Annotated in this window: 13 protein-coding genes and 3 pseudogenes; 13 read left to right on the top strand and 3 right to left on the bottom strand. The window is 75.1% G+C overall.

Features of this window, described 5'->3' with window-relative positions:
- Positions 1-59: 59 nt before the first annotated feature.
- The 4 genes and pseudogenes from SLP03_RS22180 to SLP03_RS22165 all read left to right on the top strand — a co-directional run.
- Positions 60-1,196 (top strand): glycosyltransferase, encoded by a 1,137-nt coding sequence (locus tag SLP03_RS22180; protein ID WP_319462549.1) that lies wholly within the window; start codon positions 60-62, stop codon positions 1,194-1,196.
- Complete coding sequence (locus SLP03_RS22175; RefSeq protein WP_319462548.1) at positions 1,193-2,257, top strand: glycosyltransferase; 1,065 nt, start codon at positions 1,193-1,195, stop codon at positions 2,255-2,257. Before SLP03_RS22180 ends, SLP03_RS22175 begins: the two co-directional genes overlap by 4 nt.
- Positions 2,254-3,747: a glycoside hydrolase family 130 protein gene (locus SLP03_RS22170; protein WP_319462547.1), complete on the top strand. Its 1,494-nt coding sequence runs from the start codon at positions 2,254-2,256 to the stop codon at positions 3,745-3,747. The genes SLP03_RS22175 and SLP03_RS22170 overlap by 4 nt, the downstream gene beginning before the upstream one ends.
- Positions 3,748-3,756: 9 nt before the next feature.
- Positions 3,757-3,927, top strand: a pseudogene (locus tag SLP03_RS22165) (DUF2236 domain-containing protein); the annotation flags it as partial.
- Between the two features lie 4 nt (positions 3,928-3,931).
- Here SLP03_RS22165 and ygiD read toward each other — a convergent pair.
- A complete protein-coding gene (ygiD, locus tag SLP03_RS22160; protein ID WP_319462546.1) occupies positions 3,932-4,801 on the bottom strand; it encodes a 4,5-DOPA dioxygenase extradiol in 870 nt (289 codons plus the stop codon).
- 69 nt (positions 4,802-4,870) lie between these two features.
- On the opposite strand from ygiD, the pseudogene SLP03_RS22155 reads away from it, so the two are divergent.
- The 6 genes and pseudogenes from SLP03_RS22155 to SLP03_RS22130 all read left to right on the top strand — a co-directional run.
- A pseudogene (locus SLP03_RS22155) lies at positions 4,871-5,497 on the top strand (HAD-IC family P-type ATPase); the annotation flags it as partial.
- Between the two features lie 102 nt (positions 5,498-5,599).
- Entirely contained in the window at positions 5,600-6,001 is a 402-nt protein-coding gene (locus tag SLP03_RS22150) for a TOBE domain-containing protein (protein ID WP_319462545.1), read from the top strand.
- A gap of 11 nt (positions 6,002-6,012) precedes the next feature.
- A complete protein-coding gene (gene modA / locus SLP03_RS22145; protein ID WP_319462574.1) occupies positions 6,013-6,780 on the top strand; it encodes a molybdate ABC transporter substrate-binding protein in 768 nt (255 codons plus the stop codon).
- On the top strand, positions 6,781-7,608 hold the full coding sequence (locus SLP03_RS22140) for an ABC transporter permease (RefSeq protein WP_319462544.1): 828 nt from the start codon (positions 6,781-6,783) through the stop codon (positions 7,606-7,608). It abuts the gene before it with no gap.
- Positions 7,590-8,666: an ABC transporter ATP-binding protein gene (locus tag SLP03_RS22135; RefSeq protein ID WP_319462543.1), complete on the top strand. Its 1,077-nt coding sequence runs from the start codon at positions 7,590-7,592 to the stop codon at positions 8,664-8,666. Before SLP03_RS22140 ends, SLP03_RS22135 begins: the two co-directional genes overlap by 19 nt.
- Positions 8,667-8,795: 129 nt before the next feature.
- Complete coding sequence (locus tag SLP03_RS22130) at positions 8,796-9,137, top strand: hypothetical protein (RefSeq protein ID WP_319462542.1); 342 nt, start codon at positions 8,796-8,798, stop codon at positions 9,135-9,137.
- Here SLP03_RS22130 and SLP03_RS22125 read toward each other — a convergent pair.
- Both SLP03_RS22125 and SLP03_RS22120 read right to left on the bottom strand, forming a co-directional pair.
- Positions 9,106-10,806 (bottom strand): sulfatase, encoded by a 1,701-nt coding sequence (locus SLP03_RS22125; RefSeq protein ID WP_319462541.1) that lies wholly within the window; start codon positions 10,804-10,806, stop codon positions 9,106-9,108. The two genes, SLP03_RS22130 and SLP03_RS22125, sit on opposite strands and share 32 nt — an antisense overlap.
- Positions 10,807-11,090: 284 nt before the next feature.
- Positions 11,091-11,792 (bottom strand): annotated as a pseudogene (locus SLP03_RS22120) (CDP-alcohol phosphatidyltransferase family protein); the annotation flags it as partial.
- A gap of 91 nt (positions 11,793-11,883) precedes the next feature.
- Between SLP03_RS22120 and SLP03_RS22115 the strand changes: the two are divergent.
- The 3 genes from SLP03_RS22115 to SLP03_RS22105 form a co-directional block, all read left to right on the top strand.
- On the top strand, positions 11,884-12,861 hold the full coding sequence (locus SLP03_RS22115) for a dehydrogenase (protein ID WP_319462540.1): 978 nt from the start codon (positions 11,884-11,886) through the stop codon (positions 12,859-12,861).
- 3 nt (positions 12,862-12,864) lie between these two features.
- Positions 12,865-13,263 (top strand): 6-carboxytetrahydropterin synthase, encoded by a 399-nt coding sequence (locus SLP03_RS22110; RefSeq protein ID WP_319462539.1) that lies wholly within the window; start codon positions 12,865-12,867, stop codon positions 13,261-13,263.
- A 3-nt stretch (positions 13,264-13,266) separates the two neighbouring features.
- The coding region (locus SLP03_RS22105; protein ID WP_319462538.1) for a glycosyltransferase family 4 protein at positions 13,267-14,192 on the top strand (926 nt) is incomplete at its 3' end.

The raw sequence follows: 14,192 nt of genomic DNA, 5'->3' as shown, positions 1-14,192 counted from the left end.
CCCGCGTGAGGCCGCCCCCGTTTCTCCGGGCGGCGGCCGACAACCGGAAGGCCCAACCCATGCCCAGCTACGGTTTCCTCAGCACCCACCCACCGACCCGGTGCGGACTCGCCAGCTTCAACTCCCTCCTCGCCGCGCACCTGACCGCCGACGGCGCGCGCGGGGGCGTCGTACGGGTCACCGACAGCAGCGACGACCAGCGCGCCCTGCCCGGTGTCGTACACACCTGGGCGGCGCGCACCCCGGCGGGCTGGCGGGACGCCGCCGCCGCCCTGAACGCCTTCGACGTGGTCATCGTCCAGCACGAGTACGGCATCTACCCCGGCGCCGACGGCCAGGACGTCCTGCCGTTGCTGCGCCGGCTCGCCGTGCCGAGCATCGTGGTCCTGCACACCGTGCTCAGCCACCCCACCACCCGGCAGAAGTCGCTGCTGGAGCAGATCGTCGGCGCGGCCGGGGCGGTCGTCACGATGACCGGCACGGCCCGCGACCGGCTGCTCGTCGGCTACTCCGTCGACCCGGCGAAGGTCACCGTCATCCCACACGGCGCCGCCGACCAGGTCGGCGTACCCGCCACCCGCCGTACCCGCCCGCACCTGCTCACCTGGGGGCTGCTCGGCCCCGGCAAGGGGATCGAGTGGTCGCTGCGAGCCCTCGCCCGGTTGCAGGACCTCGACCCGACACCCACCTTCACCGTCGCGGGCCGGACCCACCCGAAGGTGATCGAGCACCACGGGGAGGCGTACCGGGCGGGCCTGCACCAGCTCGGTGCGCAGCTGGGCGTCGCGCACGCCGTGGACTACCAGGCGGTCTACCACGACCCGGCCGCGCTGGGCGCGCTGATCCGCTCCGCCGACGTGGTCCTGCTGCCGTACGACTCCCGTGAGCAGGTGACCTCCGGGGTTCTCGTCGAGGCGGTGGCCGCCGGGGTTCCCGTCGTGGCCACGCCGTTCCCGCACGCGGTCGAGTTGCTCACCGGCGGGCCCGGTCTGGTCGTACCCCATCAGGATCCGGCGGCGCTGGCCGCGGCCATCCGGCGGATCCTGACCGAGCCGGGTCTGGCCGCCCGGCTCGCCGGCCGCATCCGACCGATGGCCGCGGAGCTGCGCTGGCCGGCGGTGGCGTTCCGCTACGAGGCTCTCGCGGAACGGCTCACCGCCGCCCGCCCGCCCGTGGTCAGCGCGGCGTCGGCGTGACCGCGACCGTCGGCCGTCCCGCCCCGACGGGCGGCCGCCCGGTCCCCGGCCACCTTTTGGACGCGCCCGCGCCGAGCTTCGCTCACCTGGCCCGGTTGAGCGACGACACCGGGCTGTTCGAACACGCCCGGCACGCCATCGTCCGCAGGGAACACGGGTACTGCACCGACGACGTCGCCCGCGGTCTGGTCGTCACGAGCCGGGAGCCGGAGCCGACCGGCGCGGTGCTCCGGCTCGCGGAGTGCTACCTCGCCTTCCTGACCCACGCCCAGGGCGCCCGCGGCGCCTTCCGCAACCGCCTCGGCCACGACCGGCGCTGGGCCGACGAGCCCGGGCTCGGCGACTGGTGGGGGCGGGCGCTGTGGGGCCTGGGCACCGCCGTCGCCCGCAGCCCCGCCGCGTGGATCCGTGAGGAGGCGCTGGTCGCCTTCAGCGCGGGCGCCGCGCGGCGCAGCCCGGCCCCGCACGCGATGGCCTTCGCCGGGCTCGGTGCCGCCGAGGTGCTGCGCCGCCATCCCACCCACGCCGCCGCGGCTGCGCTGCTGACCGACGCGGCCACCGCGATCGGCACCCCGCAGGCGGACCCGCGATGGCCCTGGCCGCAGCAGCGCCTGACCTACGCCAGCGCGGCCCTCGCGGAGGTCGTCATCGCGGCCAGCCAGCTGCGCCACGACGGCCCACTGCTCGAGGGCGGCCTGCGGATGCTGGCCTGGCTGCGCGACGTCCAACTGCGCGACGGGCGGCTGTCGGTCGTACCGGCCGGCGGATGGGAACGCGGTACGGTGCGGCGTCGCCACGACCAGCAGCCGATCGAGGTCGCCGCCTTCGCCGACGCCTGCGCCACGGCCGCCACCGTCACCGGCGACCCCGGCTGGGACGCCGGGGTGCGGCAGGCCGTGGGCTGGTTCCTCGGCGACAACGACGTCGGCACCCCGATGTGGGATCCGGCGACCGGCGGCGGCTACGACGGGTTGACCCCGCACGGACCCAACCTCAACCAGGGCGCCGAGTCGACCCTGGCGCTGATCTCCACCCTGCAGCTCGCCCGGCGGTGGTCGTGACCCGGGCCCTGGCCGTCCGACAGGGCCTCACCCTCAGTCCGGATCCACGCCGGGTCATCGTCAAGCTCTTCGTGCCCGGCGAGGACGCCGCGGTGGCCCGCACCCGCGCGCACGCGCTCATCGACCGCGTCGCCCAGCTCGACGACGAGGAGACCGGGCGGCTGCTGCGGGACACCTTCCACCGCTTCGGCGGTCGGCACCGGGACCTGGACAGCACGTTCCACCACCACTACGACCTGGTCCGGCACCGGGCCTCCCGGGTCCGGGACCTCGCCCCCACCACCCGTCTCCTGGTCGGCGCCTACTTCAGCCACGAGTACGCGGTCGAGGCCGCCGCGCTGTGCAATCCGTCGATGGTGGTCCACCCCGACCAGACCGATCTGGAACCGGGACAGCTCCGGGTCGCGGTCAGTCTGCGCCAGATCGGCGAGGGACACCTGTCGTCGATCGGGTTCGCCAGCGCCGTGCTCGGGCCCGGCAGCCGCCTCGCCGTCGCCGGTCGGTCCGGCCCGCTCGTCGTCGGGCAGCGGATCGCCGTACGGCACCGCCGGGACCTGCTCGCCGCCGGACTGGCCGAGAACGACTGTGACAACGAGGTCTCGGCCACCGTGCTGGACTCCCTGCCCGAACGGTACGACGAGGCCACCTTCGAACGGGTCGTCGTCGGACTGCCGCCCGACCTGCTCTCCCGCAGTACCGCGCCCGGCACCGTCGAACAACTGCGACGTACCGACGCCGCCAGCTACGCCGTGACGTTCCCCGCCGACACCCACCTGCATCAACGGGTGCTCTGGCCGGCCACCCCGGCCGAGAGCAACGGCATGGAGGACGCCCGGTTCGTCAGGTTCACCGACGAGTCCGGACCGGTGTACCGGGCCACCTACACCGCCTACGACGGACGGCACATCGCCACCCGCGCCCTGGCCAGCGACGACCTGCGTCACTTCGAGATCACCCCGATGCGGGGCCCGGGCGCCCGCAACAAGGGGGTCGCACTGTTTCCCCGGACCGTCGGCGGCCGTCACCTCGCACTGTGTCGCGCCGACGGCGAGACCATCGGCCTGACCCGCCTGGACGACGACAACCAGTGGCAGACACCGGTACCGCTGCACGCCCCCCACCGCAGCTGGGAACTGATCCAGGTCGGCAACTGCGGCTCACCCATCGAAACCGACGCCGGCTGGCTCGTGCTCACCCACGGCGTCGGCCCGATGCGCCGGTACGCCGTCGGCGCTCTCCTGCTCGACCTGCACCGACCGGAACGGGTCATCGCCGAGCTCCCCGGCGCGCTCCTGGCACCCGATGAGGCCGAACGCGACGGATACGTGCCCAACGTCCTCTACTCCTGCGGTGGGCTCATCCACGCCGGCCTGCTGTGGCTGCCGTACGGGGCGAGCGACGCCCGGGTCGGTTTCGCCACCGTGCCGGTGGACGCGCTCATCGCCGCGATGGCCGGATCCTCACCACCGCCGGGCGGTCGGCGGGCGTAGCCAGGCGATCCCGCTGACCGCCGGGTCGGACTGCACCTGGGCCTACGGACCCGGGCCCGCCTGCTGCGCCGGTGGGGCCGGCCCCGGACCACGCCGCTGTTCGCCGACGGCATCACCGCCCGGAGTTATCCGGACGGTTACGACATCAGCCGGCTCGGCCCGGAGCCCGACCACCGGTAGCGCGTCAGATGTTCGCCGAGTCCGCGGGCACGTCGGCCGGCAGGGCTGGCGCGCCGGCCGCCGGCTCCGTCGGACGGCGGCTGAGCCCCAGGGTGTACGCGGTCATCGACAGCGACCCGTACGCGTACCCGTCCACCAGCACCTCCGGGCGGCCGGTGGCGACGTCGGCCAGCCCGGCCAGGTACAGCAGCGGGAGGAAGTGGTCCGGTGTCGGAACGGCCAGGTCGTAGTCGCGGTGGCCGTCCAACCGGGCCGCCTCGGTCGGCTCGCCGAGCAGGACCTCCCGGGCCGCGTCGTCGAAGCGACGCGCCCAGTCGAAGCCCTCGTCGGCCAGCCGCGGGTCCACCCCGCCCAGGTTGTGCACCACGTTGCCGCTGGCCACGATGAGCACGCCGCGCTGCCGCAGCGGCGCGAGCCGGGCCCCGAGGTCCAGGTGGAAGTCCAGCCCCTTGAACGCGTTGATGCTCAACTGCACCACGGGGATGTCCGCGTCGGGGAAGGCGTGCGTCAGCACCGACCAGGTGCCGTGGTCGATGCCCCAGGAGTCCGCGTCGGCGCCGACCCAGGTGGGGTGCACGACGTCGCTGATCTCCTCGGCCAGCTCCGGCAGCCCCGGCGCCGGGTATTCCATGTCGAACAGCTGTTGGGGGAAGCCGTAGAAGTCGTGGATGGTGCGGGGGCGGGGCATGGCCGTGACCGCGGTGGCGCCGATGTACCAGTGCGCGGAGATCACCAGGATCGCCCGGGGCCGCGGCACCGCCCGCCCGAAGTCCCGCCAGGAGCTGGTGTAGCGGTTGATTTCCAGGGCGTTCATCGGGTTGCCGTGGCCGAAGAAGGCCGCGGGCATGACCGTGTCCGTCGTCTGGCTGCTCATGCCGCTCCTCGGGTCCGACCGTGTCCCGAGGCTAACCGAGCGGCCCGCCGATGTCCCGGCGATGGAGGCCCCATCGGTGGCCGGCCGGAGGTGACCGCCGGCTTCGCCCTGGAGGACGAGGTCCGGCCGGAGGCCCGCGCGGCGATCGCGGAACTGCGCGCGCAGGGGGTGAAGAAGCTCGTGATGATCACCGGGGACGCCCGGCCGGTCGCCGAGGCGGTCGCCGCCGACCTGGGCTTCCGGCCCGGCGTGTACGAGGTCTTCGCCGAGGTGCTCCCCGCCGACAAGGACAAGGCGGTCGCCGACCTGCAGGCCCGTGGCCTCACCGTGGCCATGGTCGGCGACGGCGTGAACGACGCCCCGGCCCTGGCCCGCGCCGACGTGGGGCTGGCCATCGGCGCCGGCACCGACGTGGCGATCGAGTCGGCCGGGGTGATCCTGGCCTCCTCCGACCCGCGTGGCGTCACCGGCGTGATCCGGCTGTCCCGGGCGTCGTACCGGAAGATGCTCCAGAACCTGGCCTGGGCCGCCGGCTACAACGTCGTGGCCCTCCCGCTCGCCGCCGGCGTGCTGGCCTGGGCCGGGATCGCGCTCAGCCCGGCGGTCGCCGCGGTGCTGATGTCCGGCTCCACCATCGTGGTCGCGCTCAACGCGCAACTGCTGCGCCGGGTACGCCTGACCCCCGATTCGCCCTGACGTGGCAGACCGCAGGCGCGGTCCGTCTAGGCTTGCTCCGCTTGAAGATGCCAGGGCTCCGACGACTTCCGGATCGCAGGTGCGGGCCGTTAGGGTGACCGGGTGACGGTGTTCCGGATCGGCGAGGCCGCCGAACTGCTCGGGGTCAGCCCCGACACGGTCCGCCGCTGGATCGACGCCGGCCGGCTGGCCGCCACCCGGGACGACCACGGTCACCGGGTCGTCGACGGCGTCGACCTCGCCGCGTTCGTCCGCGCCCCGGGGCACCCGGAGCTGTCGTCCGCCCGCAACCGGCTGCGCGGGATCGTCACCGCGGTCGTCAAGGACACGGTGATGGCGCAGGTCGACATCCAGGCCGGACCGTTCCGCATCGTGTCGCTGATGAGCCGCGAGGCCGTCGACGACCTCGACCTGACGGTCGGGTCGGTGGCCGTCGCCGTGATCAAGTCGACGACCGTCGTGGTGGAGCGCGCCACCGCGCCCAAGGGAAGGACCAGCCCGTGACCGTACGATGGATCCGTGCCGCCCTCGCCGGGGTGGCCGCGCTGACCCTCGGCCTGGCCGGCTGCGGCGGTGGCGACGAGCCCGCCGGCAAGGCCGGCGGCGGGCGGGTCACCGTCTTCGCCGCCGCCTCGCTCACCGAGACGTTCACCCGGCTCGGCAGGGACTTCGAGGCCGCCCGCCCCGGCACGGCGGTGACCTTCAACTTCGCCGGCAGCTCGGCCCTGGCCAACCAGATCACCCAGGGCGCCCCGGCCGACGTCTTCGCCGCCGCCTCGCCCGCCACCATGAAGACCGTGACCGACGCCGGCGAGGCCGCGGAGAGCCCGGTCACCCTGGCCCGCAATCAGCTCGTCATCGCGGTGCCCAGGGGCAACCCGCAGCGGGTCACCGGCCTGGCCGACCTGACCCGGTCCGGGATGAAGGTCGCACTCTGCGCCGAGCAGGTGCCCTGCGGGGCGGCGGCGCGCAAGGCCCTCGACGCCGCCGGCGCCCGGCTCACCCCAGCCACCCTGGAGCAGGACGTCAAGGGCGCGCTCGCCAAGGTAAAGCTCGGCGAGGTCGACACCGCCCTGGTCTACCGCACCGACGCCCGGGCCGCCGCGTCCGAACTGGACGCCGTCGAGTTTCCCGAGTCGGCCGGCGCGATCAACGACTACCCGATCGTCGTGCTCAAGCGGGCGGGCGCCCCGGACACGGCCCGCGCCTTCGTCGACTACGTCCGCTCCGACGCCGGTCGGGCGGTGCTCACCGCCGCCGGGTTCCAGCCCCCGCAGGCATAGGTGTCGGTCCTCGACACCGCCGCGCCGGCGGCCCGTCCGGCGCGGCCGCGTCATCGGGTGCCCCTCGCGCTGCTCGTGCCCGCCGGGCTCGGGCTGCTCTTCCTCGTCCTGCCGCTGGTCGGGCTGCTCGCCCACGCCCCGTGGACCACCCTGCCGCAGCGGCTGGCCCAGCCCGGCGTGCTCACCGCGCTGCGGCTGTCCCTGCAGACGGCCACGCTCGCCACGCTGCTCTGCGTCGCGCTCGGCGTACCCCTGGCATGGGTGCTGGCCCGGGTCGAGTTCCCCGGCCGGCGCCTGGTCCGGGCGCTGGTCACCGTCCCGCTGGTGCTGCCCCCGGTGGTCGGCGGGGTGGCGCTGCTGCTGGTCTTCGGCCGCCGCGGGCTGGTCGGGTCCTGGCTGGACGCCACCTTCGGGGTGACCCTGCCGTTCACCACCGCCGGGGTGGTGCTCGCCGAGGCGTTCGTCGCCATGCCGTTCCTGGTCATCGCGGTGGAGGGCGCGCTGCGCGGCGCGGACCCCCGCTACGAGGAGGCCGCCGCCACCCTCGGCGCCGGTCGCTGGACCACGTTCACCCACGTCACGCTGCCGCTGATCGCACCCGGCGTCGCCGCCGGGGCGGTGCTCTGCTGGGCGCGGGCCCTCGGCGAGTTCGGCGCCACCATCACCTTCGCCGGCAACTATCCCGGCCGGACGCAGACCATGCCGCTCGCCGTCTACCTCGCGCTGGAGACCGACCTGCCGGCCGCGATCGTGCTCAGCCTCATCCTGCTCACCGTCTCCGTCGCCATCCTCGCCGGGCTGCGCGACCGATGGGTCGGCGTCCCGTGACCGTCCCGGCCCTGCTGGACGCGCACCTGGTCGCCGACCTGGGCGCCTTCCACCTCGACGTCCGGCTGCGGATCGCCGCCGGCGAGGTCGTCGCGCTGCTCGGCCCGAACGGCGCCGGCAAGACCACCGCGCTGCGGGCGCTCGCCGGCCTGCACCCGCTCACCGCCGGGCACCTCACCCTCGGCGGCGTCGATCTCGACCGACCCGACCGGCGGCGCTGGATCCCGCCCGAACGGCGTCCGGTGGGTGTCGTGTTCCAGGACTACCTGCTCTTTCCGCACCTCAGCGCGCTGGACAACGTCGCGTTCGGACCTCGCCGGCAGGGCGCCGACCGGCGGGCCGCCCGCCACCGGGCGCAGGGTTGGCTGGACCGGGTGGGCCTGGCCGAGCAGGCCCGCCGCCGGCCCCGGCAGCTCTCCGGCGGGCAGGCCCAGCGGGTCGCGCTCGCCCGTGCCCTCGCCGTCGACCCGACCCTGCTGCTGCTCGACGAGCCGCTCGCGGCCCTGGACGCGGGGACCCGGCTGGACACCCGGGCGGAGCTCCAACGGCACCTCGGCGGCCACTCCGGCGCGACGCTGCTGGTCACCCACGACCCGCTCGACGCCCTTGTGCTCGCCGACCGGCTGGTCATCGTCGAGCACGGGCGGGTCGTCCAGGAGGGTGACGCGGCCACCGTCACCGCCCGGCCGCGCACCGACTACGTGGCCCGACTGGTCGGGCTCAACCTGCACCGCGGTCGCGCCGACGGGCACACCGTCCAGGTCGGCGAGCTGACCCTCACCGCGGCGGACCGGGTCGTCGGGGACGCCTTCCTCGCCTTCCCACCCGCCGCCGTCGCCCTGCACCCGTCCCGGCCCGACGGCAGCCCCCGGAACGTCTGGTCGGCCACCGTCACCGGCGTGCAGCGGCACGGCGACAACCTGCGCGTTCAGCTCGACGGCCCGATCATGGTCGCCGCGGACGTCACCCCCGCCGCGGCGGCCCACCTGCGGCTCGCCCCCGGCCAGCGGGTCTGGGCGGCGGTCAAGGCCGCCGAGACCCACGCCTACCCGGCCTGAGCCGGGTTCCCTCCGGCGGGTCCGGGGGGCGTGACGGTCGTCTCGTGGCCGGCGCCGACCGCCCGCGGGAGGTTTGACCTGGTCCTGACGGGTCAGTGAGACAGGAAGCGACGACGAGAGGGGTACGGCGTGCCCGACACGACACACACCCGGTCCAGCCATGACGCCGTCCTGCCGGACGACGTGACGGACCCGCTGCTGTGGCGGGTGGCGTACGACGTCGCCGTCGCGCACCAGCCGGACGGGGAGGGCCGCTGTCCCAACCTGCTCTGCGGCCACCACATCGCCCCCTGCGAACCGCTGGTCAACGCCCGGCGGGCGATGCGCCTGGCTCGCGGCGGCACGCCGGCCGACCGGCGGCCCGCATCCCGTGAGACGCCGGCGCCGCGGTCGCGCAACCGCCGCCGCCGGGAGGCGGCCCGAGCGGCACCGGACGGGGTCACCGGGTGGGCTGCGGACCGAAGGCGGTGAGGAAGCGGTCCCGGAAGGTGTCCATCCGCCACACCGGCGCCTGCGGCCCGGGGCGCAGCCCGTCCTGCCAGCCCCAGCCGGCGATCCGGTCGAACACCTTCGGGTCGTGCGCCACCACGGTGATCGGCACGTCCCGGCTGGCGCCCTCGCCGGTGACCGCCGACGCCGGCTGGTGGTCGCCGAGGAAGACCAGCACCAGGTCGTCCCCGCCGTACGTCAGCACGTAGGAGACCAGGGTGTCCAGCGTGTACTCGATGGAGTGCCGGTAGTCGGTCCGGATCTGCGTGGTGTCCCGCTGCACCACGTCCCGGCTGCCCGTGCTGGCGGACGCCTGGTGGAAGACCGAGCCGTCGCCGACCGCGTTCCAGGGCACCGGCTTGGGGATGGGCGACCAGGGCGAGTGGCTGGAGACCAGGGGGATCTCCGCCATCAGCGGGGCGTGCGGCTTCGCCCGTTCCAGGCGCTGGAAGGTGGCGAGGGCGTACTGGTCGGGCATCGGCGCGTAGCTGAACTTCGGACCCCGGTACGCCAGCTTCTCGGCGTCGTAGTAGCGGTCGAAGCCGAAGAACTTCCCCTCCGGCCAGGGCTGGGTGGCGGCGGGCATGACGCCCACCGTCTGCCAGCCGGCCCGGTGGAACGCGCCGTTCAAAGTCAACCGGTCCCCGGCCAGCAGGCCGCGGTGGCGCTGGTCGTTGTCGATCCAGAGCCCGGAGAGCAGCGTGGCGTGGGCCAGCCAGCTCCCGCCGCCGAATGTCGGCGAGGTGAGAAAGCCGCTGCGCGCGTCGTACCCGGCCGCCCGAAGCCGGCGGTAGCCGTCGTCGAGCGCCGCGTCCACGTGCGGGGCGAACTCCGGGTCCTCGACCGCGTCCCGGCCGTAGCTCTCCACGAACGCGACCAGCACGTCCTTGCCGCGCAGCCCGGTCAGCAGCCGGTCGCCGGGGACGTCCCGGAAGGCGTCGGTGGCCGCTTCGCCGAGGAACACCTTCCGGTCCCGCAGCCCGGCCCGTACCTGGCCCGCGTGCGCCGCGACCAGCGTGGTCGCCTCCCGGTCCGCGACCGGGACGCCGGGGGAGAGCCGCACCCCGAACACGGCGCATCCCAGCCAGAGCACCGCCAGCGCCGCGACGGCGCGGACCGTGGCGGTGTGGTGCCCGACCACCAGCCGGGTCAGCCGCAGCACCGACAGCGTCAGCAGGACGAACAGCGCGACGGCGAGGAGCAGCACCCCGGCCGCGGCGGCGACCGCGCCGCCGCGGCCGACCGAGTCGGTGAGGAAGCCGAAGCCGTCGTCGAAGAGCCCCCAGTCGAGCAGCACGTCGAACGGCCGGTCCCGGGCCACGAAGAAGCCCGTGTCGAGGAGCTTCAGCACGGTCAGCAGGCCGAGGGCCAGACCGAGCGCCACGGCCACCGGTCGGCGTACCCGGGCCGGGAGGACGAGCAGCAGCGCGACGGCGATCAGCCCCTCCACCGGGATCCGCAGGAACGAGCCGGGGCGGAGCCGGCTCAGCTGGTCCGGCGCCACGAGCGCGGCCAGCACCAGCACCGCGGCGAGCCCGGTGACCGCTCCGGCCAGGATGCGGCGGCCCCGGGGCGTGACGACGGTCGAGGGGGTGGCATCGCCGTCCGCCGGTTCCACCGCCGGTCGGCGGAAACGCGTGATGAGTGACAATCCTCGGTCCTTCCCCTGCGGTGCCCGGCGTGGTGGCTGTCGTGCCGGTCGGCTCAGACCGGCTGGTGGGCCGTCCACCGGGCCGTGGCCGGCTCGCCGGTGGCGGCGACGTGCGTGGCGCGGGTAACGGTGACCCGCATGGCGCGGGGGGCGGTGACGTGCCGGACGGTGACGTGCCGGACGGTCGCGTGCCGGACGGTTGCGTGCCGGACGCTTGCGTGCCGGACGGTGACGTGCGGGACAGCAACCTGCGCGACAGCAACCTGCGGGACGGTGCCCTGCGGGACGGGGATGGTGGCCGGCCGGTGTCGCCACAGCCAGGCGACGTCGTGGCCGAACGACTCGACCAGCATCGCCAGCGCGCCCGCCACCAGCACGGTCGTCGCGGCCGCCGGCAGCCCGGCGGCGGACGCGACGGCCAGCACCACACCCTGCGCGGCCGCGACGACCTTGCGCCAGTACCGCGGCGGCAACGTGCCCCGCATCCAGGGCAGCAGCCTGCTCGCGACGACGAAGGCGTACCGCATCCCGCCGATGACCAGCACCCAGCCGCCGACGGCGGGCACCAGGTGGACGCTGAGCACCAGGATCAGGAAGGCGTCGACCTCCATGTCGAACCGCGCGCCGAGATCGCTCGCCGTCCTGGTACGCCGAGCCACCCGGCCGTCGACCGCGTCGAGCGCCAGGGCCACGGCGGTGAGCGGGACCAGCACCGCGACCGGCGCCGGCCGCCCCCAGGCGTCCACCACCAGCGCCAGCACGCCGCCGACCAGGACCGCACGGGTCAGGGTCACCCGGTCGGCCGGGCCGAGCGCGTCCGCCCCGGCCGCCCGCAGGCCGTGCCCCAGCAGACCGCACAGGGCCGCGCCGTACCCGAGACCGGCCAGCCAGCCCGCCGCGCCGAGGCCGACCGTGCCGGCGAGCCCGGCCAGCAGGACGAACTGGGCGATCAGCCCGAGGACCGGGCCATTTCGAACCGTGGACACCCTGCCTCCGTGTCTATGATCGACAACCCTGCCAGTCAACACGGGAAATACGGCGGTCCGGTTCGGTCCGGATGCGGAAAGAGAGAAATTCGTGACCCGCGACGCCCGCGCTTTCTGGCTCCGCGCCCCCGGCGAGGGCGAGATCCGGTCGATGCGCCTCCCCGCCCCCGGCCCCGACGAGGTGCTGGTCCGCACCCGGTACTCGGGCGTCAGCCGGGGCACCGAGACCCTGGTCTTCGCCGGCCGGGTCCCCGCCGACCAGTACGCCACCATGCGCGCCCCGTTCCAGGAGGGCGACTTCCCGGCCCCGGTCAAGTACGGCTACCTCAACGTCGGGGTCGTCGAGGAGGGGCCCGACGCGCTGCGCGGGCGGACCGTCTTCTGCCTGTACCCGCACCAGACCGCGTACGTCGTGCCGGCGGACGCGGTGGTGGTCGTACCGGAGGGGGTGCCGGCGGCCCGGGCGGTGCTGGCCGGCACCGTGGAGACCGCGGTGAACGCGCTCTGGGACGCCGCGCCGCTGGTCGGCGACCGGGTCACCGTGGTCGGCGGCGGCATGGTCGGCTGCTGCGTCGCCGCCCTGCTGGCCCACTTCCCGGGGGTACGGACCGAGCTGGTCGACGCCGACCCGGCGCGGGCCGGGGTGGCCGCCGCGCTCGGGGTCGACTTCGCCCTCCCGGCCGACGCCGCCGGCGGGCGGGACCTGGTGGTGCACGCCAGCGCCACCGGCGACGGCCTGCAACGGTCCCTGGACCTGCTCCGCCCGGAGGGCACGGTGCTGGAGCTGAGCTGGTACGGCGACCGTCCGGTCACGCTGTCCCTCGGCGGCGCGTTCCACTCGGGACGACTGCGCATCCACAGCAGCCAGGTGGGTACGGTGTCGCCGCGGCGGGCCGACCGGAGCTTTGCCGACCGGCTGGCACTGGCCCTGGACCTGCTCGCCGACCCGGCCTTCGACGCGCTGCTCACCGGCCGGTCCCGGTTCGCGGAACTGCCCGACGTGCTCGACCGACTCGGCTCGGGCCGGCTGCCCGCGCTCTGCCACCTCATCACCTACGACGGGGAGTGATCCGTGTTCAGCGTGACCGTCCGTGACCACATGATGGTCGCCCACAGCTTCACCGGCGAGGTCTTCGGGCCCGCCCAGCGGCTGCACGGCGCCACCTTCGTCGTCGATGCCACCTTCCGCCGGCCCGACCTCGACGCCGACGGGATCGTCGTCGACATCGGCCTGGCGACCGAGCAGCTCAGGGCCGTCCTGGGCGAGCTGACCTACCGCAACCTGGACGACGAACCGGACTTCGCCGGGGTGAACACCACCACCGAGGTGCTGGCCCGCACGGTCGCCGACCGGCTCGCCGAGCGGGTGCACGCCGGCCGGCTCGGCGACGGCGCGCGCGGCCTGGCCGGCATCACCGTCACGCTGCACGAGTCGCACGTCGCCTGGGCCAGCTACGAGCGGTCGCTGTAGCGGATGACCACGGTGCACGTGGTGCTGCCGGGCGACATCGACGATCCGGCCGCCCCCAGCGGCGGCAACGGCTACGACCGGCGGGTCTGCCGGGGGCTCGCCGCGGCCGGTTGGACCGTCCGGGAGCATCCCGTGCCCGGCGGCTGGCCGCGACCGGGGGCGGGGGAGCGGGCCGCCCTCGCCGGGGTGCTCGCGGGGCTGCCCGCCGGCGCGCTGGTGCTGCTCGACGGGCTGGTCGCCTCGACCGTGCCGGAGGTGCTCGGGCCGCAGGCCCGCCGGCTGCGCCTGGTGATGCTCGTGCACCTGCCGCTGGAGACCGACGCGGAGGCCGAGGCCCTGGCCGCCGCCACCGCCGTGGTCACCACCAGCGAGTGGACCCGCCGCCGGCTGCTCGACCGGTACGCCCTGCCCGCCGGCCGGGTCCGGGCGGCGCCGCCCGGGGTCGACCCGGCGCCCCCGGTCGCCGGCTCGGCGGACGGCACGGCGCTGCTCTGCGTCGCGGCGGTCACCCCGCACAAGGGCCACGACGTGCTCGCCGCGGCCCTCGCCATCGTCGCCGACCTGCCCTGGAGCTGCGACTGCGTGGGCGCGCTGACCCGGGATCACGACTTCGTCCACCGGCTGCGCCGGCAGCTCACCGAGTCCGGCCTCACCGACCGGGTCCGGCTCTCCGGCGCCCACACCGGCCCGGCGCTGGACGCCGCGTACGCCCACGCCGACCTGCTGGTGCTCGCCTCGCGCGGGGAGACGTACGGGATGGTGGTCACCGAGGCGGTGGCCCGGGGCGTACCAGTGCTCGCCACTGACGTCGGCGGGCTGCCCGAGGCGCTCGGACGCGCCGCCGACGGCAGCCGACCCGGCCTGCTGGTGCCGCCCGACGACCCGGACGCGCTGGCCGGCGCGCTGCGCCGCTGGCTCACCGACCCCGC

This window comes from Micromonospora sp. RTP1Z1 (genome assembly GCF_033804685.1).
Classification (GTDB): Bacteria; Actinomycetota; Actinomycetes; order Mycobacteriales; family Micromonosporaceae; genus Micromonospora.
The sequence above is the reverse complement of the archived record's forward strand: the minus strand, read 5'-3'. Positions and strand labels throughout refer to the sequence as shown.

Bases quoted from the DNA above. Each gene is read 5' to 3' on its own strand.
- ygiD (WP_319462546.1), bottom strand. From the start codon at position 4,801: ATGAGCAGCCAGACGACGGACACGGTCATGCCCGCGGCCTTCTTCGGC.
- SLP03_RS22135 (WP_319462543.1), top strand. From the start codon at position 7,590: ATGGGTCGGCGTCCCGTGACCGTCCCGGCCCTGCTGGACGCGCACCTG.
- SLP03_RS22180 (WP_319462549.1), top strand. From the start codon at position 60: ATGCCCAGCTACGGTTTCCTCAGCACCCACCCACCGACCCGGTGCGGA.